This is a genomic window from Streptomyces sp. NPDC049687 (assembly GCF_044465285.1).
Lineage (GTDB): Bacteria > Actinomycetota > Actinomycetes > Streptomycetales > Streptomycetaceae > Streptomyces.
Genome location: NZ_JBITLN010000006.1, coordinates 317,381 through 340,068, shown reverse-complemented (window position 1 = coordinate 340,068; position 22,688 = coordinate 317,381). Strand labels below are relative to the sequence as shown.

The following is a 22,688-nucleotide window of genomic DNA, read 5'->3' as shown; positions in this document are numbered from 1 at the left end:
CTTCGCGTCTCTGGTCAGCCCACCACCCGCGCGCACGCTACGGTGGTCCGGCCGAATGTTGCATGATTCGGCATCAAACCCGCGTACGACGAGGTGGGGGCACAGCAACGCCATGGCACAGGGCACGGTCCAGGTGACGCACACCGGCACATCGAGGTGGCGCCGCCGCACGGGTGAGTACGCATCGCTCGCCGCCGCCCTGGAGGCCGCGGCCGAGGGCGACGTCCTCACCATCGCTCCCGGCACCTACCGGGAGAACCTCGTCGTGCACCGGTCGGTGACCCTGCGCGGCCCGGAGGGCTCCCCCGGATCCGTGCGGATCGCGCCCGTGGACGGGGTGCCGCTGACGGTGCGTGCCTCGGCGGTGGTGCAGGACCTGCACGTGGAGGGCCAGGACATGGCCGCCCCGGCGGTGCTCGTCGAGGAGGGCACGCCGGAACTGCTGGACATGCGGATCGTCACGCGGTCCGCCTCGGGCATCGAGGTGCGCGGCAGCGCCCGTCCGACGGTCCGCCGGTGCACGGTCGACAACCCGGCGGGCATCGGCATCGCCGTGGTCGACGGCGGCGGCGGTGTCTTCGAGGAGTGCGAGATCGTCGCGGCCGGGCAGGCGGGCATCGCGGTGCGCGGGGCCGCGCACCCCCGCCTCGAGCGCTGCCGGGTGCACCACGCCTCCGGCACCGGCGTGAGCGTCACCGGCGACAACACCGGCCTGGAAGCGGTGGGTTGCGAGATCTACGAGGTCCGGGGCAGCGGGGTGCAGATCACCGCGCGGGCCACCGCCCACCTGACCGACTGCGAGGTGCACCGCACCACCGCCGACGGCGTCACGCTCGACACGGACGCGGTGCTCACCCTGGCCGACTGCCGTATCCACGACATCCCGGAGAACGCGGTCGACCTGCGGTCCCGCTCCGTGCTGACACTGACACGCACGACGGTGCGTCAGTTCGGCCGCAACGGGCTGTCGGTGTGGGATCCGGGCACCCGTGTGGACGCCAACCAGTGCGAGATCTTCGACAGCACCGGCGACTACCCGGCCGTCTGGGTGAGCGACGGCGCCACCGCCGTACTCGATGCCTGCCGGGTGCACGACGTGCCGGACGCCCTGTTCGTCCTGGACCGCGGCTCGCGCGCGGACGTCGTCGACAGCGACCTGTCGCAGGTGCGCAACACGGCCGTGTCGGTGAGCGACGGCGCCACCGCCCAGCTCGACGACTGCCGGATCCGGGACGCGGCGACCGGCGCCTGGTTCCGCGACCACGGCAGCGGCGGCACGCTCAACAACTGCACGGTGAACACCGTCCAGACCGGTGTGATCGTCACCAAGGGCGCCGACCCCACCGTCGAGCGCTGCACGGTCGACTCCCCCGCCGAGGCCGGCTTCTACGTCTCCGCCGGGGGCCGCGGCAGCTTCCTCCACTGCCGGGTGACGAACAGCGGCGGCTACGGCTTCCACGTGATAGACGGCTGCCGTACGACCCTGCGCAGATGCCGTACGGAGCGCTGCGCGCGCGGGGGGTACGAGTTCGCGGACGGCGGGGCGGAGGCGACGCCCGGTTCGGGGCCCCTGGTCGAGGACTGCACCAGCGACGAGAGCGGCGCCCGTAATCCGGCGGCGTCGGAGACGGCCGTCCAGACCGCGGCCCACTCCTCCGGCCTGCTCGGTCCGATCCCCGAGCAGCGGGCGACCGTGCCCGAGCCGGGCGCTTCGGGCGAGCCGGAGACCTCGGCGCGGACGTCGAAGGACGTGCTCGGTGAACTCGACGCGCTGGTGGGCCTGGAGAGTGTGAAGCGCGAGGTGCGGGCGCTGACCGACATGATCGAGGTCGGCCGGCGCCGGCAGCGGGCGGGGCTGAAGGCGGCCTCGGTCAAGCGCCATCTGGTCTTCACCGGCTCCCCCGGCACCGGCAAGACGACCGTCGCCCGTCTGTACGGCGAGATCCTCGCCGCGCTCGACGTGCTGGAGAAGGGCCATCTCGTCGAGGTGTCCCGGGTCGACCTGGTCGGCGAACACATCGGCTCCACGGCCATCCGCACCCAGGAGGCGTTCCAACGGGCGCACGGCGGTGTGCTGTTCATCGACGAGGCGTACGCGCTGTCGCCGGAGGACGCGGGGCGTGACTTCGGCAAGGAGGCCATCGACACGCTCGTGAAGCTGATGGAGGACCACCGGGACTCCGTGGTCGTCATCGTCGCGGGCTACACGGCCGAGATGGAGCGCTTCCTGACGGTCAACCCCGGCGTGGCGTCCCGTTTCTCCCGGACCATCACCTTCGGTGACTACGGCCCCGAGGAGCTGCTGCGGATCGTGGAGCAGCAGGCCGAGGAGCACGAGTACCGGCTCGCGCCGGGCACCACGGAGGCACTGTTGAAGTACTTCGCGGAGATCCCCAAGGGACCCGCTTTCGGCAACGGGCGTACGGCACGCCAGACGTTCGAGGCGATGGTGGAGCGACACGCGAGCCGGGTCGCGCAGCTGCCGGAGCCCAGCACGGACGATCTGACGCTGCTGTACGCGGACGACCTGCCCGAGCTGCCCTGATCGGGGTCAGCCCCGCTGGACGGGCACCTCCGGGCGCAGCCGGGCCAGCAGTCGCTCGCGTTCCTGGGCGAAGGCCGGGTCGGCCTGGTAGTCGGAGTGGCCCAGGATGGGGGCGGGCAGCGGGTGCTGTGCGGTGCGGCCGTACGCCAGGGGGTCCGCGAGGGCTTCGCGGTCGACCTCGGGGCCGCAGTCGTCGCCGGACAGGCGCACGGGGCCGCCGATGGGGTCGGTGAGCCGGTACAGGTTGCGCCAGCAGTCGATGTCCTCGTGGAGGGCGACGAGCGCGGCCGGACCGAAGTGGGCAGGGAACCAACGGCCGTAGAGGCGTTCGATCGGGGAGCCGTAGGTGAGCAGGGCGACGCGTTTGCGGTCGGAGGGCTTCAGCTGCCAGGCGGCGGCCGCTGCGAGGACGCTGCCCTGGGAGTGGCCGGAGATGACCAGGCGGCCGCCGGTGGCCCGGGTCCAGGTGGCCACGCGCCAGGTGAGGTCGGGCACCGCGCGCTCGGCGTAGCAGGGCGGGGCGAACGGGTGGGCGGCGCGCGGCCAGAAGGTGCCGACGTCCCAGAGGATGCCGATGGTGCGCCGTGCGGAGGCGTCCTTGTAGGCGCGCCTGCCCCAGGTGACGAAGAGGATGAAGCCGAGGCCGATCAGCCATGATCCGAGCGCCTGCGCGGTCTGGGCGGCGCCCTGGACGAAGGGCCCGGCCGCCTCTGTGGCCCGGACCGGCGTCTTACCGGTGCCGAAGGCTCCGACGAGGGCGCCCGCGCCGAGGAGCAGGGTCGTGGTGGAGGTGACGGCGACGAGGAGCGGTCCGCGGTCGGTGAGTGTGGCCATCGCTCGGGTGCGGGCGATACGGCCGGTACGGGCCGGGTCACCCGGATCGGCGTCGTAGTCGCGGGCGACCGAGAGGCGCTCGGCCCGGGTGAGCAGCCAGGCCCGCCGGCCGAGCAGCCCGATCAGCACGAGCAGGACGACGAGCAGGACGGGGATCACGGAGGCCTGCCAGGTCAGCAGCACCGGCGGGCCGTGGAGGAAGGTCCCGGTACCGTCCAGCCAGTCCGAGACGCGCTGCGACACGCCGCCGGACATGACTCCGCCCAGGGCACAGGCCAGCATGGCGACAGCGGGCCCGCCGAGACCACGTAACGCGGAGCGCCCCGCATCGGCCGCTTCGGGTCCCCCCGGCGCGGAGGCCCCTTTCGGCCCCCGGTGCAGGACATGGGCGACCACGGCCAGGGCGATCACCAGCGCTCCCTGGGCCAGCGCGATTCCGCCGAAGGCGGCGTCGCCGGGGAGGCGGCCCGACGACCGCCAGCCGGGGCGGGCCCAGGCGGCGTACACCAGGGTGAGGGTGAGGAGGACGAGGGCGGTGAGGGGGAGCCGGTGCACCAGGTGGGCGTCGATACGGCGGTCCAGACGGCGTTCGCTGCGGCCGCGTCGGCAGACCACCCAGACCACGGCGAGCGCGCCGGCGGCCAGGGACACCTCCAGCAGTCGGCCGAGCGTGTCCAGGAGGGCCGGACCGCCGGGGCGGCGGTCCTCACGGGCCGCGGCCGTGCCGACCGCCGCGGCCACCGTGAGCAGGCCCGCCGCGGTGTGGGCCGCGCGCAGGCGGGCCACCAGTCGGCGGCCGTACCAGAAGCCGGGGCGGCTCAGTGCGGTGTGGCCCGGGCCGTTCTCGGGCCCGGGCCCGCGGTCGAGGGGCTCCTGGGACTCGTACGCCCGCCAGGTGCGGTGGGCGAGGTACCAGAGGAGGCCGGTCAGGGCGGTCGGGACCAGGGCCGCGAGGGCGAGCCGACGGCCCGGCAGGCTCCACCACCCGCCGTTCGAGCCGGTGGGGGACAGAAAGCCCAGCCAGGAGTGGCGGGCGGCGCACGCGGGCGTGCCCGCGCACTGCCAGGCGGTGAGGTCGAGGGCGACCTCGCAGGCCGCGGCGACGAGCAGCACCGTCAGGCTCAGGCCCGCGAGCCGTACGAGCAGCCCGTACAGGCGGACCGCGCGGGTGCCTTCCCGTGCGGCCGGGCGCATCCAGTGGGCGAGGTTCACGACCATGAAAGGCAGCAGCAACAGCCACAGGGCGCGGGTGCCGTTGCCGGAGGTGAGGTTGGACCAGACGTAGGCCTCCGGGATCGGCCGGCCGCCGTGGTCGCCGGCCGTGGTGTTCGCGTCGGCCGCCGGAGCGTCCGCGTCGGCGTCCTCGGCGCGCCGGTACACCGCCGCCGTGTCGTCGCCGGTGATCCGCACCGTGCGCGGATCGTTCAGCATCTTCTCGGGCGTGGCCCCGCCCACGCCATGGACCAGGAGCTCCAGGGCCGCTCTGCCCGCAGAGGAACGTTCCACTGTTCGCACTTCCCCCATGACACGCCTCGATGTGCCCGTGCGGGCACAAGGATCTCCACTTCGGGGGTCTCCTACACCTCCGGTCGGGGAATCTTCCCGATCCGCGCGACGCGCGGAGATCATCCGTCCCGGCTGGCATGCACGCGTCGGGGTGGTGGCACAGGGCGGGGCCGGTCGTGCGAGGATGGGACGCCCGCGCACCGCGGCCGGGGAGAATATCCCCGTCGCAGCAGGTGAGCCGGCCTGTCGAGCCGTTCGAGGAAAGGACCGGAGCGTACGTGAGCGAGAATCAGAACCTCCTCGCGGAGCAGCGCCGCGCCCTGATCCTCGACGAGGTACGACGCCGGGGCGGTGTCCGGGTCAACGAGCTGACCCGGAAGCTCGGCGTGTCGGACATGACGGTCCGGCGCGATCTCGACGCGCTGGCCCGGCAGGGCGTGCTGGAGAAGGTGCACGGCGGCGCCGTACCGGTGGTGGAGGCGAGCACGCACGAGCCGGGTTTCGAGGCGAAGTCGGGCCTGGAGCTGACCGCCAAGGAGGACATCGCGCGGGCCGCCGCGGAGCTGGTCGCTCCGGGCAGTGCGATCGCGCTGTCGGGCGGTACGACGACGTACGCGCTGGCGCATCAGCTGGTGGACGTGCCGGACCTGACCGTGGTGACGAACTCGGTGCGGGTGGCCGACGTCTTCCACGTGGCCCAGCGCACCTCGGGCCCCCGCCAGGGCGCGGCCACGGTCGTTCTGACCGGAGGGGTGCGCACCCCGTCGGACTCGCTGGTGGGCCCGGTCGCCGACCAGGCCATCGCGGCGCTCCACTTCGATCTGCTGTTCCTCGGTGTGCACGGGATATCGGCGGAGGCCGGCCTGTCGACGCCGAACCTGGCGGAGGCCGAGACCAACCGGCGTCTGGTGCAGTCGGCGCGCCGGGTGGTGGTGGTCGCCGACCACACCAAGTGGGGCGTGGTGGGCCTGAGTTCGTTCGCGGCGCTGGAGCAGGTCGACACCCTGGTCACGGACGCGGGCCTGCCGGGCGCGGCCCGCGCGGAGATCTCGGAGCATCTGCGGCGGCTGGTGGTGGCCGGTGAATCGGTCGCGGGGGAAGACTTCTGACGGGGTGCCCGTTAGGGTGACGCGACCGTCGGCCCAGGGCGTGTGGTGCAGGTCCCGCCCGCCCTCCGGGCGGACGACGCTACTGTCACACACGCCCTGGGGGGGTTGTCGTCATGGTCCGTCGTCTGCGCGCTGAAGGGCTCGACTTCGTCGGGACCGCTCCGGTGCGGATGGTTTTCGCGCGGGAGGTCTCCGTCTCCCCGGAGCGGGTCTTCCAGGCACTCGCCGCGGACGTCTCCGGCTGGGCCGAGTGGTTTCCGGCCGTCAGGTCCGCCGAGCCGCTCGACGGCGGGGCGGGGCGGGACATCCGGCTGCTGGGCGGTACGCGGTTCCGGGAGACGGTGCTCGCGGCGAAGGATCCGGAGCTGTACGCCTACCGGGTGGACGTCACCAACGCGCCGCTGGTCCGGGCGCTGGTCGAGGAGTGGCGGCTTGTGCCGGCCGGCGCGGGGACGCAGGTGCGGTGGACGTTCGCCGCGGACGGGCCGGGGCCGGTCAGGGGTGCGCTGCGGCTGGCGAGGCCGGGGCTGGGGCGGTCCTTCCGGGACGCGGTGAGCCGGCTGGAACGGCGGCTCACGACACCGTCGTAGGGCTTGTGGCTCAGCCGCACGGTCTACGACTCACTCCGGCCACACGCCCGTCACCAGCAGGGACTCGATCGCCGCGGTGTACGGGGCGATGTCCAGGCCCTGTTCGGCCAGCCAGGTGTCGGAGTAGTACTTGTCGAGGTAGCGGTCGCCGGGGTCGCACAGCAGGGTGACCACACTGCCCCGGTGGCCGGCGGCGACCATCTCGGCGACGATCTTGAGCGCGCTCCACAGGCCGGTGCCGGTCGAGCCGCCCGCCTTGCGGCCGATCGCCTGCTCCAGGGCCCGTACGGCGGCGACGCTGGCCGCGTCCGGGACCTTCATCATGCGGTCGACGGCACCCGGGACGAAGCTCGGCTCCATGCGCGGCCGGCCGATGCCCTCGATGCGTGAGCCGCAGTCGCAGGTGACGTCCGGATCGCCGGTGGTCCAGCCCTCGAAGAAACAGGAGTTCTCGGGGTCGGCGACACAGATACGGGTGTCGCGCTGGGTGTAGTGGACGTAGCGGGCGAGGGTCGCGGAGGTGCCGCCGGTGCCGGCCGTGGCGACGATCCAGGCGGGCTCGGGGAACCGCTCCCGCTCCAGCTGGCGGAAGATGGATTCGGCGATGTTGTTGTTGCCGCGCCAGTCCGTGGCCCGCTCGGCGTAGGTGAACTGGTCCATGTAGTGGCCGCCGGTGTCCGCCGCGAGGCGGGCCGACTCCTCGTACATCGTGCGCGGGTCGTCGACGAAGTGGCACTGTCCGCCGTGGAACTCGATGAGGCGGATCTTCTCCGCGCTCGTGGTGCGCGGCATGACGGCGATGAAGGGCACGCCGATCAGCTTGGCGAAGTACGCCTCGGACACGGCCGTGGAGCCGCTGGACGCCTCGATCACCGGGCGCTGCGGCCGGATCCAGCCGTTGCAGAGGCCGTAGAGGAAGAGCGAGCGGGCGAGGCGGTGCTTGAGGCTGCCGGTGGGGTGCGTCGACTCGTCCTTGAGGTAGAGGTCGATGCCCCAGCCGTCCGGGAGCGGGAAACGCAGGAGGTGGGTGTCGGCCGAACGGTTGGCGTCGGCCTGGACTTTCCGGACGGCTTCTTTCAGCCAGTCGCGGTACAGGGTGTCGCTGTGGTCGACGTCGAGGGTGGCGCCGGTCCGGGTCTGCTGAGGGGTGGTCACGGCAGGAGCTCCTTACATGCTGCGCGCCGACGGCGCCCGGCGCGGCCGACGCACCGATCATAAGCACCTTCGACACCGCTTCTCACCTGCATAAACACTCCTTTGGGGGCCTCAAAGGCGGTCCTGGGGAGCGGGTGCGGGCACACGGGGGGCGCATTCGCGCGAGTGCTCCTGAAGAGCCCCTTCGGTGTGTCATGCGTACTGGTGCTCGAGGCCGGGCGCGTGCAGACTGCACCGGGTGGGGCGGAGCTCCCGGACGGGCCCAGGGCCTGTCGTCACCTTCCCGTCGGCCTTGAGGGCCCCGGACGGGACGCGGGTCCCCGGACCGGGGCGCACACTGGATCACTGAGACGACGAGTTCGTTCACCTGAGTTCGAACGCAAGGGGGCGGGGAGGCATGGCGGAGCCGGAGTTCACGGCGTCGGGCGTGCGGATCGGAAAGAGGCTGCGCTCGCTCACCCGGGCCGGGCAGGTCCGGATCAGCGGCGGCAGGCTGGAGTTGCTCACCAGCTACGGCAGCGAGATCGACAGCGCGCCGGTACAGGCGGTCCGCGCCTCCAAGCCCTGGTTCGCCCCGGAGGACCGGGCGCTGGCCGACCTCAACGGCAACCGGTACCTGCTGACGCTCGGCGACCACGACCCGGCGCCGGGCGAGCCCGGGCCGCCCGCGGCGAGCCGGTTCATCGAGGCCGTACGGAAGGCCGCGGGACGCAACCGCTGAGCGACCGCGAGTTGCGCCACCGCACCCCCTGAGTCACGCTGTTCTCACGTCACTCTGGGTTTACCGGCGATAACGCTGCGAACCAGCCCGCCGGACACCGCAGCAGGCGGCCGCCTTGCGCAGCAGCTCTGCTCGATCGATCCGAACTCCGTGTTCTTCCGGACCTCAGTCGGGGAGTCGCAGCCGTGATCAGCAACCCAAGCAGGCACTGCACGGTGGAGCTCCAAGCCCTGCCGTCGCGGATCGGCCAGGTCCGCAGAATCGTATCGGCGCAGTTGCGCTACTGGCATCTGGATGCCCTCATCGACCGGGCCGCGCTAGGCGTGACGGAGCTGTTGACCAACGTCCACCTGCACGCCCAGCCCGACAAGATGTGCGTCGTGGAGATGGAGCTGCTGCTGGAGCGGCTCACCGTCTCCGTGCACGACCACGATCCGCGACTTCCGGTGCTCGGAGACGTCGAGGACGCCGCGCCCCTGGCCACCGGCGGGCGCGGGCTCGCCATGGTGGCCGCCATGAGCGAGAGCTGGGGCGCGCGGCCGGACGGCGACTCCGGCAAGGTCGTCTGGTTCACACTGCCCGCCGCGGTCTCCGCCCCGGAGCGGTCGGCGCGTCCGCCGCGCCGTACGCCCCGGGAGCAGATCGCGCCGCGGTTCCCGGAGGTCGTCGCCGTGGACGCGCACCGGGCCGCCCATGCTCCCGCCCGGTCGGCCGTCGTCGGCTGACCGGGCGGTGACCTGCCTTTCGGAGGCACGTCACTCGGTGGCGACGGCCCGCAGTACGTCCAGGCGGGCCGCACGCCGGGCCGGACGCAGGCCGGCGAGGGCTCCGGCGGCGAGGCCCACGAGGGCCACCACGGCGAGTTGCGTGGGCGGTGCCGCGAAGGCGAACGCACTGTCGCTCGCCCCGTCGGAGGCCCGGACCAGCACCCAGCCGAGGAAGGCGCCGAGGATCAGGCCGCCCGCCGTGCCGAAGGCGGCGACCAGGACCGACTCCCAGCGGACCATGGCCCGCAGTTGGGACCGGGTCTGCCCAACGGCCCGCAGCAGGCCGAGTTCGCGGGTGCGTTCGTGGATCGCCAGCGTCAGGGTGTTGGCGATGCCGAGGAGCGCGATGAGGACCGCGAGGGCGAGCAGGGCGTAGACCAGGGTCAGCATCATGTCGATGCCGCCGGCCGAGGACCGCGCGTACGCGTCGCGGGTCTGGACCTCGGGGTTGCCGTAGGGGGCGGCGGCCTTCTCGACGGCCGCCTTGCCGGTGTCGGTGCTCACGCCGTCCTCGAAGGAGACGGCGATCAGGGTGTCGGCGTCCTGGGTGCGGTGCGGGGCCCAGGCGGCGCGGGTGATGACGTAGTCGCCGGCGAGTTCCGACTGGCCGTAGACCGCCCGGACGGTGAAGGTCCTCTTCTCGCCGTCGGTGAAGGCGAGCCGGGCCCGGTCGCCGATGTGGAGGCCCTGCCGGTCCGCCTCCTTCTCGCTCAGGGCGAGGCCGTCGGTGCCGAGGGTGCGCAGATCTCCCCGCACGGCGCCGAGGTCGAAGGTGCGTGCCAGGGCTGCCGGGTCGGTGACGGTCAGCGCCCGTCCCTTGCCGTCCACTTCGGCGACCCCGCGGCCGAGGCCCACGGCGGTGTCGACCTCCGGGAGCGCGCCGATCGCGGGGGCGAGCTTCGGGCTCAGCCCGCTGCCGCCCGCGCCGAAGGAGGGCGTGCTGACGGCGACGTCGCCCGCGAAGGACCGGGAGACGGTCTGGTCCATGGTGGCCTTCAGTGAGGCCCCGAACACGGTGAACAGCGACACCACGGCCACGCCGATCATCAGGGCGCTCGCGGTGGCGGCCGTCCGCTTCGGGCTGCGCAGTGCGTTGCGCCGGGCGAGGCCGCCGGTGACGCCCCGGAGCCGGTCGAGGGGGCTGCCGAGGACGCGTACGGCCGTACGGGAGGCGACCGGGCCGAGGACGACGAACGCGACCAGGGCGAGGACGGCGCCGGAGCCCGCCAGCCACACGGAAGGGGAGACCAGGACGCCGGTGAGGGTGACCGCGATCGCCAGGGCGATCAGAACGGTGCCGGTGACGGCGCGCGGCCGGGAGACGCCGGAGGCGTCGAGGGCCGTCTCGCGCAGCGCTGCCAGTGGAGCGGTACGTCCGGCGCGTACGGCGGGGACCAGCGCGGAGCCCAGGCAGACCAGGACGCCGACCGCGAGGGGCAGGGCCCACGACAGGCCGCTGATCACCAAGTCGCCCTCGGGGAAGGGGAAACCGATGGCCGGGAACAGCGCCTGGAGTCCGGCCGCGATGCCGATGCCGCCCGCGAGTCCGGCCGCCGAGGCGGTCACGGCGACTGCGCTCGCCTCGACGAGGGTGGCCACGGTGACCTGGCGGCGAGAGGCGCCCAGGGCACGCAACAGGGCGTTCTCCCGGGTGCGTTGGGCGACGACGATGGCGAAGGTGTTGTGGATGGAGAAGGTCGCGACGAGCAGGGCGACTCCGGAGAACACCAGCAGGAACGTGGTGAAGACCGTCAGGAACTGACTGGCGATCATGTCGTTGTTCTCCTGCGCCGACTCCTGACCCGTGATCGCTTCGACTCCCTTGGGCAGGGTGGGAGTCAGCCGGTCGACGAGCTGCGTCTGGCTCACCCCGGGGTCGGCGCGGACCACGATGCTCGCGGCCTGCCCGGGGCGGGCGGTGAGGTACTTCTCGGCGTCGGCGCGGGTCATGCCGGTGTAGGTCACCTGGGCCATGCCGTCCTCGCCGCCGAAGGTGGCGAGCCCGACGATCGTCACGCGCACCGGGTCGGGCGTACGGAGGATGGTGGTGTCACCGATCCGCAGGCCGCCCTTCTCGGCGGTGCCGCGGTTGACCACGACCTCGCCGGTGCGGGCGGGGACCCGGCCTTCGGCGAGCCGGTACGGGTTGAGCTTCGGGTCGGTGATCCAGTTGCCCGCCAGGGTGGGCGGGCCCTGGCCGCCGATCGGCTTGCCGTCGCCGCCGACGAGCTGGCCGGCGCCCTGGATGTCGGGGGCGGCGGCCGCCACGCCCGGCACCGCCTCGATGGCCTCGACCAGGGAGGTGTCGACCGGTCGGCGCACGCCCCGGCTCTCGCCGGGGGTGGTGATGGCGTCGGCGCCGCGCACGACGGCGTCGGTGCCGGCGGTGGCGCTGCCGAACATCGAGTCGAAGCTCGCGCGCAGGGTGTCGCCCATGACGAGGGTTCCGGCGAGGAAGGCCACGCCGAGGAAGACGGCGAGGAAGGTTCCGGCGAACCTGCGCCTGTGGGCGCGCAGTGACGACAGGCTGAGGCGCAGGGACGCGGTCATGACGGCACCTCGAACGCTTTCATGCGGTCCAGGACACGGTCGGCGGTAGGGGTCTCCATGCGGTCGACGAACCGTCCGTCCGCGAGGAAGACGACCTCGTCGGCGTGGGCGGCGGCCACCGGATCGTGGGTGACCATGACGACCGTGCGGCCGGTCTGGCGCACCGTACGGGCGAGGAGCCCGAGCACCTCTCCCCCGGAGCGGGAGTCGAGATTGCCCGTGGGCTCGTCGGCGAACACGACGTCGGGGCGGCCGGCGAACGCCCGGGCCACGGCGACGCGTTGCTGCTGGCCGCCGGAGAGCTCCGAGGGCCGGTGGTGGAGCCGGTCGCGCAGGCCGACGACATCGACCAGGGCGTCGATCCACTCGGCCTCGCCGCGCGTGCCCGCGAGGTCCAGCGGCAGCCGGATGTTCTCCTCCACCGTCAGGGTGGGGACCAGGTTGAACGCCTGGAACACGAAGCCGACCCGGTCGCGGCGCAGGAGCGTGAGACGGCGGTCGTCCAGGGCGCCCAGTTCGGTGTCGCCGATGTGGGCGGTGCCCGAGGTGAGGGTGTCCAGGCCGGCCGCGCAGTGCATCAGGGTGGACTTGCCGGAGCCCGACGGGCCCATGATCGCGGTGAACCGTCCGGCCGGGAAGGCCAGGGTCACCCCGTCCAGGGCCCGTACGGCGGTGTCGCCGACGCCGTACACCTTCACGGCGTCGGTGACCCGGGCGGCCGTCCGTGTGCCGGTCACGGTCGTCATGCCGCACCGCCCTTGTGGTCGAAGCGGCCGAACTGCTCGTCCAGGACGGACAGCCGGCGCCAGTACTCGTCCTCGTCGATCTCGCCGGAGGCGAAGCGCCGGCCGAGGACGGCGAGGGGCGAGTCGCCGGTGGGGCGGTCCACGGGGTGCCAGGGCCCGCGGCGTCCGCGCCCCGCGGTGCGGCGCAGGAGAGTGACCACGCCGACGACGACGGCCGCCCAGATCAGCGGGAAGAACAGGATCCAGGGGCCGGGGCCGCCGCCGTCCCAGTTCGCCAGGGTGTTCATCTCGGTCATCTCCTCAGGGGTCCTCGTGTGCTGCGATGCCTCGAGAGTCCCGCCGGGAGGGGGTCCGGGTCGTCGTACCGCCAGCGGCATTGCGTGTACCCCCTGGGGAGTACACCTCCACGCGGGCCTTCGGCGTCGAGTGGCGCTGAGGGCCTGGCGGGAGCGGTGGCCCGATCGTGTCGGGCCGTGTCCCGGGAGCGCGCTGTCGATCACCGGGTTCCCCGGCCGCGCCGAGCCGTCGGGGTGTGACGGCCCGGGCCGCGTTCCGGGCACCCGGCCTCAGGTGGTTCCTGTCAGGCGTTCTCGTCGAAGCTGGCGAAGTAGGCGGCGGCCATGTCCTCGTCGGCGTGCCCCTGTGCGGCCGCCCGCTCCAGGCGCTGCGCGCTCGCGGCCGCCACGTCCAGGCGGACGCCGTTCCTGCGGCCCGCCTCGACGATCAGACGGGCGTCCTTCGCCGCCGTCGCCACCGCGAACTGGGCCGGGGTGAGCCGGTCGTCGAGGACCAGGCCGGCCTTGGCGCGCAGGTAGCCCATGTCCAGCGGGCCGCCCTCGATGAGCCCGAAGAACTCCTCCGGGTCGACGTCCAGGGACCGGGCGAGGGCGACGACCTCACCGGCCGCGGCGGTCGCCGCGATGACCCAGCTGTTGGCCACCAGCTTCAGGCGGGTCGCGCTGCCCGCGCCGCCGTCCTCTCCGGTCCACACCGTGCGCGCGCCGACCGCGTCGAAGACGGGCGCGACCGCGTCCCGGTGGTCGGCCGGGCCGGCCGCGAGGACGGTCAGCTGCCCGGCCTCGGCGGGCTGGCGTGTGCCCAGCACCGGCGCGTCGTAGAAGACCAGGCCGTGCTCGTGGGCGAAGGCGGCCAGGTCACCGATCGCCTCGATGCCGGCGGTGGTGCACTGCGCCCAGACGGCGCCGGAGCGCAGGGCGGGGGCGGCCTCGCGCATGACGTCGAGGGCGGCGGGACCGTCGTACAGCATGGTCAGGACGACGTCCGCCTCCTGGACGGCCTCGGCGGGACTGTCGGTGACGGTGATTCCGTCGGCGGTCAGTGGCCCGGCCTTGGCGCGGGTGCGGTTCCACGCGCGCACGGTGTGTCCGGCGCGCGCGAGGTTGCGGGCCATCGCCGCGCCCATGATGCCGGTTCCGAGGACACTCACGGTGATCTGGTCGGTCATGACATCAAACCTACTTCGCACCTCCATGTCCCCGAGGAACCGCCCGACATCCTGTTTCCGATCCAGCGGCCCGGGGCCGACGCCGACCCCCTGTGTGATCCGGGTCCGCGACCGGCCCGCGGGTCGCCGCCGCCCCTTGGCGAGAGGCCGGGCAGGGGCGAGGGTCGGTCCCCGCCGGGCCCTGGGGGATCAGGCCGCGCTCAGCGCCGCAAGCGGGTCGTCGAGCACCGGCTGCCAGGCCAGCTCGGCCGCTCCGACCAGGCTGTTGTGGTCGAGGGTGCAGGCGAGGATGGGGACTCCGCCGCTGCGGCCCCAGAGGCTGCGGTCGGCGACGACGGCGCGCAGGCGGTCGGGGTCGGCGTCCAGGAGGGTGCGGTGCAGACCGCCGAGGATGATCCGGTCGGGGTTGAGGATGTTCACCAGACCGGCCAGGCCCAGCCCGAGCCGGTCGATGAGGGCCTCGGCGGCCGCGCGGACGACCGGATCGCCGTACTCCTCGCGGATGAGTTCGTCGGCCTGATGGAGAAGGGAGCCCTCGGGGCCGGGGTCGCGGCCGGCGGTGTTGAGAAGGGCCAGCGGATCGGCCTCGACGTCGAGACAGCCGCGGCTGCCGCAGTGGCAGGGGCGGCCCTCGGGGTTGACGGTGAGGTGGCCGACTTCGAGGGCGAGGCCCGAACTGCCCGTGTGCAGTCGGCCGTCGAGGACCAGCGCGCCGCCGACACCCCGGTGCCCGGTGGCCACGCACAGCAGGTCACGGGCGCCGCGTCCGGCCCCGTGCCGGTGCTCGGCGAGGGCGGCGAGATTGACGTCGTTGCCCGCGAAGGCGGGGCCGGTGATCCCGGCGGCGCGGACCCGCTCGGCGAAGATCTCCCGCACCGGCGCGCCGACCGGCCACGCCAGGTGGAGCGGGTTGAGGGCGAGGCCCTCGGGTTCGGCGACGGCGGACGGTACGGCGAGCCCGGCGCCCACACACCGGCGGCCGGTCTCCCGCAGCAGCTCCGCGCCGGCGTCGACGGCGGCACCGAGCACCTTCGTGGGGTCGGCGTCGACGGCCTCGCAGCTGGGCGTGGTGGCGACGATCCGCCCGCCGAGACCCACCAGCGCGGCACGGAACCCGTCGGCGTGCACCTGGGCGGCCAGGGTGACCGGGCCCTCCTCCGCGACGTCGAGCCGGTGCGAGGGCCGGCCCTGCGAACCCGCGGCGGCACCGGGGCGCGCGTCCACCCGGATCAGGCCGAGCGCCTCCAGTTCGGCGGCGACCGCGCCGGCCGTGGCACGGGTGACGCCGAGTTCCGCGGTGAGCACGGCACGGGTGGGCGCCCGCCCGGTGTGCACGAGCTCCAACGCGGGCCCGAGCGCACCCCGCCCCCGGTCCAAACGCGCCCTCGAGGTGGTTCCTTCCCCCGCCGGCCGGGGGTCCGCCTTGCCGCTCATGAGGGGGAGTCTCCCATGATCCGCTCCTCGGTTTCCTCAGGTGGCGTCGGTGAAACCGCTGACCCGCAGGGTGACGTTCAGCCGCCCCGTCAGCCCCAGCGTCGCCGGTCCCGTGCCCGGCAGAACGCGCGGCACCCCGTGGTACGCCGTCCGGGACGGGCCCCCGAACACGAACAGGTCGCCGCTGCGCAGCTCCACGTCGGTCCAGGGCCGGGTACGGGTCTCGGTGTTGCCGAAGCGGAAGACGCAGGCGTCCCCGAGACTCAGGGAGACCACCGGCGCGTCGGACTTCTCGTCGGCGTCCCGGTGCATGCCCATGCGGGCGTCGCCGTCGTAGAAGTTGATCAGTGCGATGTCGTACGCGGCCGTCCACCGCCCGGCGTCGGCGCCGAGCGCGTCCGCCACCGCGCGCCGCGCCAGCTCGCCCAGCCACGCGGGGAAGGGCTTCACCGGCGCCCCGTCCCCGTCGACGACCGTGCGGGCGTACGCGTACGGATGCCAGTGCCAGCCGAGACAGACCTGCCGCGCGCTCATGGTGCCCCCGCCGGGGGTGCGGACCGTGCGCAGGCCGGCGGGGGGCCGGGCCCATTCCCGGCAGGCGTCGAGGAGTTCGCGCTGCCGGTCCGCGTCCAGCCAGTCGGGCACGTGCACCGCGCCCGGCGCGACCAGGGCGCGCTCGCGGGGAAACAGCTCGCCGTCCATGCGCCCATCCTCCCGCACCCGGCTGACACCCGGTCTGAGCTGCGGCTCGGCTAGCCTGGGGCACGATGAACGACCCTATGACGACGCCGTGGGGCGAGGTCGCCCTGGCCCGCTACCCCGAGGATCCGCGCGACAGGCTGCGTGCCTGGGACGCCTCCGACGCCTATCTGCTCCGCCACCTCGCCGAGCAGGACGTCCCCCTGTCCGGCACGGTCGTGGTGCTGGGCGACCGCTGGGGCGCACTGGTCACGGCGCTCGCGGCCCATGGCCCGGTGCAGATCACCGACTCCTGGCTGGGTCAGGAGGCGACCCGGGCGAACCTCGCGCGGGCCGACGTCGAGGCCGGTTCGGTACGGCTGCTCACCACGCAGGATCCGGTGCCCGAGCGCATCGACGTGCTCCTGGTACGAGTACCGAAGAGCCTGGCGCTCCTGGAGGACCAACTGCTGCGGCTGGCGCCCGCCGTGCACGCGGACACGGTCGTGGTCGGCACCGGCATGGTGAAGGAGATCCACACCTCCACCCTGCAGCTGTTCGAGCGGATCCTGGGCCCGACCCGCACCTCCCTGGCCCGGCAGAAGGCGCGGCTGATCTTCTGCGCCCCGGACCCGTCGCTGCACCGGCCGGCCAACCCCTGGCCGTACGCCTACGACCTTCCCGGCGACGTCGGCGCCCGGCTGTCCGGCCGCCCGGTCGTCAACCACGCGGGGGTGTTCTGCGCCGACCGGCTGGACATCGGCACCCGGTTCTTCCTCCAGCACCTGCCGCCGACGGACGGCACCCGCAGGGTCGTCGACCTGGGCTGCGGCAACGGCGTCGTCGGTACGGCGGTGGCGCTGGCCAACCCGGAGGCCGAGGTGCTGTTCACGGACGAGTCGTTCCAGGCGGTGGCCTCGGCTCAGGCGACGTACAAGGCGAACGGGGTGCCGGGACACGCCGAGTTCCGGGTCGGGGACGGGCTGACCGGGGTGCCGGACGGCAGTGTGGACGTCGTGCTGACCAACCCGCCGTTCCACTCCCACCAGGCGACGACGGACGCGACGGCGTGGCGGATGTTCACGGGTGCGCGGCGCACGCTGCGGCCGGGCGGCGAACTGTGGGTGGTGGGCAACCGGCACCTGGGCTACCACGTGAAGCTGAGGCGGCTGTTCGGCAACTGCGAACTGGTCGCCGGTGACCCGAAGTTCGTGGTGCTGAGGTCGGTCAGACGCACCTGATCAGGCGGACGGTCCGTTCCACCGTGCTCGCCATGGCCTGGCGTGCCACGCCGAGATAGCCGCGTGAGTCGACCGCCGTGGGACGGTCGTCGAGGTACTCCCTGATCGCGTCGGTCATGGCCTGGTTGAGGGCGGTGCCGATGTTGACCTTGGCGATGCCGCCCGCGACGGCGGCGGTCAGTTCGCCGTCGGGGACCCCGGAGGAGCCGTGCAGGACGAGCGGCACGTCGACGGCTGCCGCGAGCCGTGCGAGGAGGGCGTGGTCGAGGGCGGCGGTGCGGGTGGTCATCGCGTGGACGCTGCCGATGGCCACGGCGAGGGCGTCGACCCCGGAGCCGGTGACGAAGGCCTGCGCCTCGGCGGGGTCGGTCCGGGCGCCGGGCGCGTGGGCCCCCTTGCCGCCGATCTCGCCCAACTCCCCCTCGATCCAGAGCCCTTGGGAGTGCGCCCAGTCGGCGGCCGCCCGGGTCGTGGCGAGGTTCTCGTCGTACGGCAGCGGGGAGGCGTCGTACATGACCGAGCTGAAGCCGGCGTCGGCGGCCTGGCGGAGCAGGGGGTCGCTGCGGACATGGTCGAGGTGCAACGCGACGGGTACGGCGGCCCGTTCGGCGGCGGTGGCGGCGGCGCGGGCGAGCGGGAGCAGCCGCCCGCTGCGGAACCTGACCGCGTTCTCGCTGACCTGGAGCACGACGGGCGCGCCGACGGTCTCGGCGCCGGTGACGACGGCCTCGATGTGCTCCAGCGTGATGATGTTGAAGGCGGGGACGGCGGTGCGGGCCGCGCGGGCACGGGTGACCAGCTCGCCGGTGGTGGTGAGGGGCACGGCAACTCCGGGGTCGGCCGGTCAGAGGATCACCGAGCGGGTGAGGTGGCGGGGCCGGTCCGGGTCGAGGCCGCGGGCGGCGGCGACGGCCACGGCGAGGCGCTGGGCGCGGACCAGTTCGGCGAGGGGGTCGAGCCCGCCGGGCACCCACAACGCGCCGGTGTCCGCCACCTGTTGGGCCAGGCCGTCGGGCGCCTCACCGAACATCCAGGTGGCCGTACCGGCGGTGCTGATGCTGACGGGGCCGTGCCGGTACTCCATCGCGGGGTACGCCTCGGTCCAGGAGAGGGAGGCCTCGCGCATCTTGAGGGCCGCCTCGTGGGCCAGACCCACGGTCCAGCCGCGCCCCAGGAAGGTGAACTGGCCGCATTCCACGAGCCCTTCGGGCAGAGGTTCGGCGAGGGCCGTGCGGGCGTCGGTGACGACGGCGTCGGTGTGCAGGCCGAGGTGGGCGCGGAGGAGGGTGAGGGCGGTGGTCGCGAATCTGGTCTGCACGACGGAGCGTTCGTCGGCGTAGTCGAGGACGACGACCTGGTCGGCGGCCTTCATGACCGGGGTGTGCGGGTCGGCGGTGACGGCGGTGGTGCGGGTGCGTCCCTTGAGGCTGGTGAGCAGGTCGAGCACCTCGGTGGTGGTGCCGGAGCGGGTGAGGGCGACGACCCGGTCGTAGGGACGGTGGCACGGGAACTCGGAGGCGGCGAAGGCGTCCGTCTCGCCCCGGCCCGCGTCCTCGCGCAGGGCGGCCGCCGCCTGGGCCATGAAGTACGAGGTGCCGCAGCCGACGACCGCGACCCGCTCCCCCGGCACCGGCAGCACCCCCGCGAACCGTTCGGCTTCGTGCGCGGCCCGGATCCAGCACTCGGGTTGACTGGTCAACTCGTCCTCGACGTAGGTCATGCCCCATCTCTCCCCGCCGGTGATTGCTCCTGCAACATAGAGTCGGCGTTCGAGCCACTTCAAGCATGCGGAGAGGGCCGGTGTCGCGCGAAGCGGGAGCCGCCCGCGCCGGGCGGGGCGGTGGTGCCGCGCGCGGCCGGCGTGGGGTGATCCGCGTGGTCAGACCGGGGTCGTCCGCCGTTCGAGCAGGGAGCCGTGGATCTCCGCGGCGCGGACCGCCGTGGTGGACAGCAGGGTCGAGGTGAGGCCGTGGGTGTGCTCGGTGCCGCCCTGGACGTAGATGCCGGCGGTGACGTCGGGGGCGGTTTCCACGCGGTGGTCGCGGGTCATGCGGACCGCGTCCCCGTCGTCGCGCAGACAGACCTTCGCGGCCTCGCCGAGCAGGGCGGTGAGGTCGCGGGGGCGGTATCCGGTCGCATGGACCAGGAGGTCGGCCTCCAGGGTCTGCTCCTCGCCCGTGGGCAGGAACTCCACGGCGATGCCGAGCGAGCCGTCGCCCTTCGGCCGTACGTCACGGATGCGGGAGACGTTCAGGAAGCGCAGCCGCTCACGGCCGGTGACCTTCTCCTGGTAGGCCGTCGCGTACAGGGCCTCGATCAAATCCATGTCCACCACGGAGTAGTTGGTGGAGCGGTGGTAGTCGAAGAGGGACTGCTTCACCTCGGAGGGCGCGGTGAAGTACACGTCCACCGCCTCCGGGTCGAAGATGCGGTTGGCGAAGGGGCTGTCGTCGGCCGGGGTGTAGCCGTACTTGGCGAAGACCGCGCAGATCTCGGCCTCGGGGAAGGAACGGTGGAGGTAGTCGACGGTCTCGGCGGCGCTCTGCCCGGCGCCCAGCACGACGGCGCGGCGCACCGGCGCTCCCTCGGTCGTCAGTTCGGCCACCCGGGGCAGCAACTCGCTGTTGTGCCAGACACGTTCGGAGAGTTCCGCACCGGGCGGCACGTGCGGCTCCAGGCCGACCGCCACACTGATGTCGCGGGCCCGGTGGGTCAGGGTGCGGCCGGGACGCGCGGGGTCCCGGCAGACCACGTCGAAGCAGGTCACGGTCCCGGTCTCGTCCCGCACCGGGTCGATGGAGACGACGTGGTGACTGTAGGCCACGAGGTGGCGCACCCGTTCGGCGGCCCACTCGAGGTATTCGTGGAACTCCACACGCAGTGGGAAGAGCGTCTTCTGGTTCAGGAAGTCGACGAGCCGGCCGCGCTCGCGCAGGAAGCACAGGAAGCTGAAGTCGCTCGCCGGGTTCCGTAACGTCACCAGGTCCTTGAGGAACGAGACCTGCATGGTCGCGTCGTCGATGAGCATGCCCCGGTGCCAGCCGAACCGCGGCTGGCGTTCCAGGAAGAGGGCGTTGAGCCGGCGCTCGGGCGGGAGTCCGGCGTTGTGTTCCTCGATCGCTATGGCCAGGGCGAGATTTGACGGGCCGAAACCTATTCCGAGGACGTCGTGGCTGATGTCCGATCCCAGATGCGGTGCATTCACCGTGGCATCGCCTCCCTCAGGCAGCCACATGTTAGATAAGGTAAGCCTAACCTTGCAATGGAGCCGTCGGAGGGGAGAACCGCCTTGCGCGTCGTCATGCTCGGCTACCAGACCTGGGGGCACCGCACGCTCCAGGCCCTGATCGACTCCGATCACGAGGTCGCCCTCGTGCTCACCCACCCCAAGAGCGACCACGCCTACGAGAAGATCTGGGACGACAACGTCGCCGAACTGGCCGAGAAGAACGACATCCCCGTCCTGCTGCGCAACCGCCCCGACGACCCCGAACTCCTCGAAGCGGTCCGCGCGGCCCGTCCGGACATCATCGTCGCCAACAACTGGCGCACCTGGCTGCCGCCCGAGCTGTTCGACCTGCCCCCGCACGGCACGCTCAACATCCACGACTCGCTGCTGCCCGCGTACGCCGGCTTCTCCCCGCTCATCTGGGCGTTGATCAACGGGGAGGAACGGGTCGGTGTGACCGCGCACCGCATGAACGCCGAGCTCGACGCCGGGGACATCCTGGTCCAGCGCGCGGTTCCGGTGGGGCCCGCCGACACGGTGACGGACCTGTTCCACCGCACGGTCGACCTGATCGGGCCGATCGTGCGCGAGTCCCTCGACCTGATCGCCTCCGGCCGGGACGGCGGCCGGTGGCAGCCCCAGGACCGCCGCCGGGCGAGTTTCTTCCACAAAAGGGCGCTTGAGGACAGCCGCATCGACTGGCGGTGGCCGGCGGACCGGCTGGAGCGGCTCGTGCGGGCCCAGTCCGACCCGTATCCGAACGCGTTCACCTACCACCGAGGCCGACGTCTGCGGATCGTCTCGGCCGCGGTCTCCGAAGGGCGTTACGGGGGGACCCCCGGGCGGATCTTCATCCGTGAGGGCGACGGCGTGGCGATCGTGGCCGGCCCCGAAGCGCACACCGGGCGGCACCCGGGGCTGCTCGTCCGCCGGCTGCGCACGGACGACGGCACGGAGTACGCGGCCGGCGACTACTTCCGCGCCATGGGGGGCTACCTCACGGACCGGCCGTGAGCCCAGGACCGCTTGACCCACTCCCTTTCAAGGCAAGGAAGTGAAGGAAAGGATCCGCATGTCGAGAAAGCTCCTCACGACCCTTCTCACTCTCCCCCTGGCCGCGGGACTGACGGCCTGCGGGTCCGTCAAGGACGACGAGGAGCAGGCCTCCTCGGACAAGGCGAGCGCCTCCTCCGCCGCGTTCCCGGTCACCGTCCGGCACAAGTTCGGCGAAACGGAGATCACCAAGGCGCCCGAGCGGATCGTGGTGATCGGCGGCGGCGGTACCGACGACATCGACGCGCTCTACGCGCTGGGCATCACCCCGGTCGGCATCTCAAAAGACGCCTTCGCCTCCGACGGCGTCTATCCGTGGCTCAAGGACAGGATCGACACCAAGAAGACGACGCTGCTCGACACCATGAACGGCGTCGACTTCGAGAAGGTCGCCGCGCTCCGGCCGGACCTGATCCTGGCCACCTCCGACTTCCAGCTCGACAAGGACTACAAGAACCTGGCGGCGGTGGCCCCGACCATCGGCTACGAGAGGGCCTGGGGCGGCCAGTCCTGGCAGGAGCACGTCCAGGTGGTGGGGGAGGCCGTCGGCAAGGCGGCGGAGGCCGGGAAGGTCATCACCGACACCGAGGCCGCCGTCGACAAGGTCAGGACCGCCCACCCGGGCCTGGCCGGCAAGACGTACAGCCTCTCCATCGGCAACACCCCGGCCAAGATCTACACGATCGCCTCCGAGGACGACTTCGCGGCCAAACTGATGGGCGAACTGGGACTGAAGCTCACCCCGTCCATCACGAACATCAAGACGGTCAACGGTTCCCCCACCGGCGAACTCTCCTTCGAGCAGCTCGACAAGCTCGACGCCGACCTGGCGGTCATCGCGTTCACCTCGAAGGACCTGCAGCAGGCGTTCGAGTCGAGCGCCCTGGTGAAGAGCATGTCCGCGGTGAAGAACGGCGACTACGTCGTCACCGACGTCGAGACGATCAGCCAGCTGCGCAGCCCGTCGGCCCTGGGCATCCCCTGGGCGCTGGACAACCTGGAGCCCGGGTTCGCCAAGCTCGACGAGTGAGCCCCGGGGCCGCGGGTGCAGTCCCGCGGCCCCTC

General features: G+C 72.8%; 19 protein-coding genes. 8 read left to right on the top strand and 11 right to left on the bottom strand.

The genetic code is table 11. The features are described 5' to 3' along the window. Positions 1-112 precede the first annotated feature (112 nt). Positions 113-2,545 (top strand): right-handed parallel beta-helix repeat-containing protein, encoded by a 2,433-nt coding sequence (locus ACIBVL_RS20975; RefSeq protein ID WP_399098716.1) that lies wholly within the window; start codon positions 113-115, stop codon positions 2,543-2,545. Between the two features lie 6 nt (positions 2,546-2,551). On the opposite strand, the gene ACIBVL_RS20970 is transcribed toward ACIBVL_RS20975, so the two are convergent. Next, positions 2,552-4,903 (bottom strand): hypothetical protein, encoded by a 2,352-nt coding sequence (locus ACIBVL_RS20970; protein WP_399098715.1) that lies wholly within the window; start codon positions 4,901-4,903, stop codon positions 2,552-2,554. 260 nt (positions 4,904-5,163) lie between these two features. On the opposite strand from ACIBVL_RS20970, the gene ACIBVL_RS20965 reads away from it, so the two are divergent. Then, positions 5,164-5,994, top strand: coding sequence for a DeoR/GlpR family DNA-binding transcription regulator (locus ACIBVL_RS20965; protein WP_399098714.1), 831 nt, complete (start codon positions 5,164-5,166; stop codon positions 5,992-5,994). A gap of 113 nt (positions 5,995-6,107) precedes the next feature. Beyond that, on the top strand, positions 6,108-6,584 hold the full coding sequence (locus tag ACIBVL_RS20960) for an SRPBCC family protein (RefSeq protein WP_399098713.1): 477 nt from the start codon (positions 6,108-6,110) through the stop codon (positions 6,582-6,584). A 30-nt stretch (positions 6,585-6,614) separates the two neighbouring features. Here ACIBVL_RS20960 and ACIBVL_RS20955 read toward each other — a convergent pair whose 3' ends face one another. Next, entirely contained in the window at positions 6,615-7,739 is a 1,125-nt protein-coding gene (locus ACIBVL_RS20955) for a PLP-dependent cysteine synthase family protein (RefSeq protein ID WP_399098712.1), read from the bottom strand. A gap of 397 nt (positions 7,740-8,136) precedes the next feature. Here ACIBVL_RS20955 and ACIBVL_RS20950 point away from each other — a divergent pair, with 397 nt between their 5' ends. Next, on the top strand, positions 8,137-8,460 hold the full coding sequence (locus ACIBVL_RS20950; RefSeq protein WP_399098711.1) for a hypothetical protein: 324 nt from the start codon (positions 8,137-8,139) through the stop codon (positions 8,458-8,460). 185 nt (positions 8,461-8,645) lie between these two features. Next, the gene (locus tag ACIBVL_RS20945) at positions 8,646-9,185 is read left to right on the top strand and encodes an ATP-binding protein (RefSeq protein WP_399098710.1); all 540 of its coding nucleotides are present in this window, start codon (positions 8,646-8,648) and stop codon (positions 9,183-9,185) included. Positions 9,186-9,215: 30 nt separating this feature from the next. On the opposite strand, the gene ACIBVL_RS20940 is transcribed toward ACIBVL_RS20945, so the two are convergent. The 6 genes from ACIBVL_RS20940 to ACIBVL_RS20915 form a co-directional block, all read right to left on the bottom strand. After that, entirely contained in the window at positions 9,216-11,777 is a 2,562-nt protein-coding gene (locus ACIBVL_RS20940; RefSeq protein WP_399098709.1) for an ABC transporter permease, read from the bottom strand. Beyond that, positions 11,774-12,523, bottom strand: coding sequence for an ABC transporter ATP-binding protein (locus tag ACIBVL_RS20935; protein WP_399098708.1), 750 nt, complete (start codon positions 12,521-12,523; stop codon positions 11,774-11,776). The genes ACIBVL_RS20940 and ACIBVL_RS20935 overlap by 4 nt, the downstream gene beginning before the upstream one ends. Then, the gene (locus ACIBVL_RS20930; protein ID WP_399098877.1) at positions 12,520-12,810 is read right to left on the bottom strand and encodes an SHOCT domain-containing protein; all 291 of its coding nucleotides are present in this window, start codon (positions 12,808-12,810) and stop codon (positions 12,520-12,522) included. The genes ACIBVL_RS20935 and ACIBVL_RS20930 overlap by 4 nt, the downstream gene beginning before the upstream one ends. 293 nt (positions 12,811-13,103) lie before the next feature. After that, complete coding sequence (locus ACIBVL_RS20925) at positions 13,104-13,988, bottom strand: NAD(P)-dependent oxidoreductase (protein WP_399098707.1); 885 nt, start codon at positions 13,986-13,988, stop codon at positions 13,104-13,106. A 189-nt stretch (positions 13,989-14,177) separates the two neighbouring features. After that, entirely contained in the window at positions 14,178-15,422 is a 1,245-nt protein-coding gene (locus ACIBVL_RS20920; RefSeq protein WP_399098706.1) for an ROK family protein, read from the bottom strand. A gap of 36 nt (positions 15,423-15,458) precedes the next feature. Further along, a complete protein-coding gene (locus tag ACIBVL_RS20915) occupies positions 15,459-16,124 on the bottom strand; it encodes an alpha-ketoglutarate-dependent dioxygenase AlkB family protein (protein ID WP_399098705.1) in 666 nt (221 codons plus the stop codon). Between the two features lie 77 nt (positions 16,125-16,201). Here ACIBVL_RS20915 and ACIBVL_RS20910 point away from each other — a divergent pair, with 77 nt between their 5' ends. Next, the gene (locus tag ACIBVL_RS20910) at positions 16,202-17,341 is read left to right on the top strand and encodes a methyltransferase (RefSeq protein ID WP_399098876.1); all 1,140 of its coding nucleotides are present in this window, start codon (positions 16,202-16,204) and stop codon (positions 17,339-17,341) included. Here the strand turns inward: ACIBVL_RS20910 and ACIBVL_RS20905 are convergent. The 3 genes from ACIBVL_RS20905 to ACIBVL_RS20895 all read right to left on the bottom strand — a co-directional run bounded on the left by ACIBVL_RS20905 (position 17,328) and on the right by ACIBVL_RS20895 (position 20,546). After that, positions 17,328-18,164 carry a ketose-bisphosphate aldolase gene (locus ACIBVL_RS20905; RefSeq protein ID WP_399098704.1) on the bottom strand — a complete coding sequence of 279 codons (837 nt, stop codon included), beginning with the start codon at positions 18,162-18,164 and terminating at the stop codon, positions 17,328-17,330. The genes ACIBVL_RS20910 and ACIBVL_RS20905 overlap by 14 nt on opposite strands. A gap of 21 nt (positions 18,165-18,185) precedes the next feature. Further along, positions 18,186-19,061, bottom strand: a complete 876-nt coding sequence (locus ACIBVL_RS20900) for an SIS domain-containing protein (RefSeq protein ID WP_399098703.1) — start codon at positions 19,059-19,061, stop codon at positions 18,186-18,188. A 159-nt stretch (positions 19,062-19,220) separates the two neighbouring features. Continuing rightward, positions 19,221-20,546: a lysine N(6)-hydroxylase/L-ornithine N(5)-oxygenase family protein gene (locus tag ACIBVL_RS20895; protein WP_399098702.1), complete on the bottom strand. Its 1,326-nt coding sequence runs from the start codon at positions 20,544-20,546 to the stop codon at positions 19,221-19,223. A gap of 84 nt (positions 20,547-20,630) precedes the next feature. Here ACIBVL_RS20895 and ACIBVL_RS20890 point away from each other — a divergent pair, with 84 nt between their 5' ends. Together ACIBVL_RS20890 and ACIBVL_RS20885 are read left to right on the top strand one after the other, a co-directional pair. Continuing rightward, positions 20,631-21,584, top strand: coding sequence for a methionyl-tRNA formyltransferase (locus tag ACIBVL_RS20890; RefSeq protein WP_399098701.1), 954 nt, complete (start codon positions 20,631-20,633; stop codon positions 21,582-21,584). 58 nt (positions 21,585-21,642) lie between these two features. Continuing rightward, on the top strand, positions 21,643-22,653 hold the full coding sequence (locus ACIBVL_RS20885; RefSeq protein ID WP_399098700.1) for an iron-siderophore ABC transporter substrate-binding protein: 1,011 nt from the start codon (positions 21,643-21,645) through the stop codon (positions 22,651-22,653). Positions 22,654-22,688: the final 35 nt, after the last annotated feature.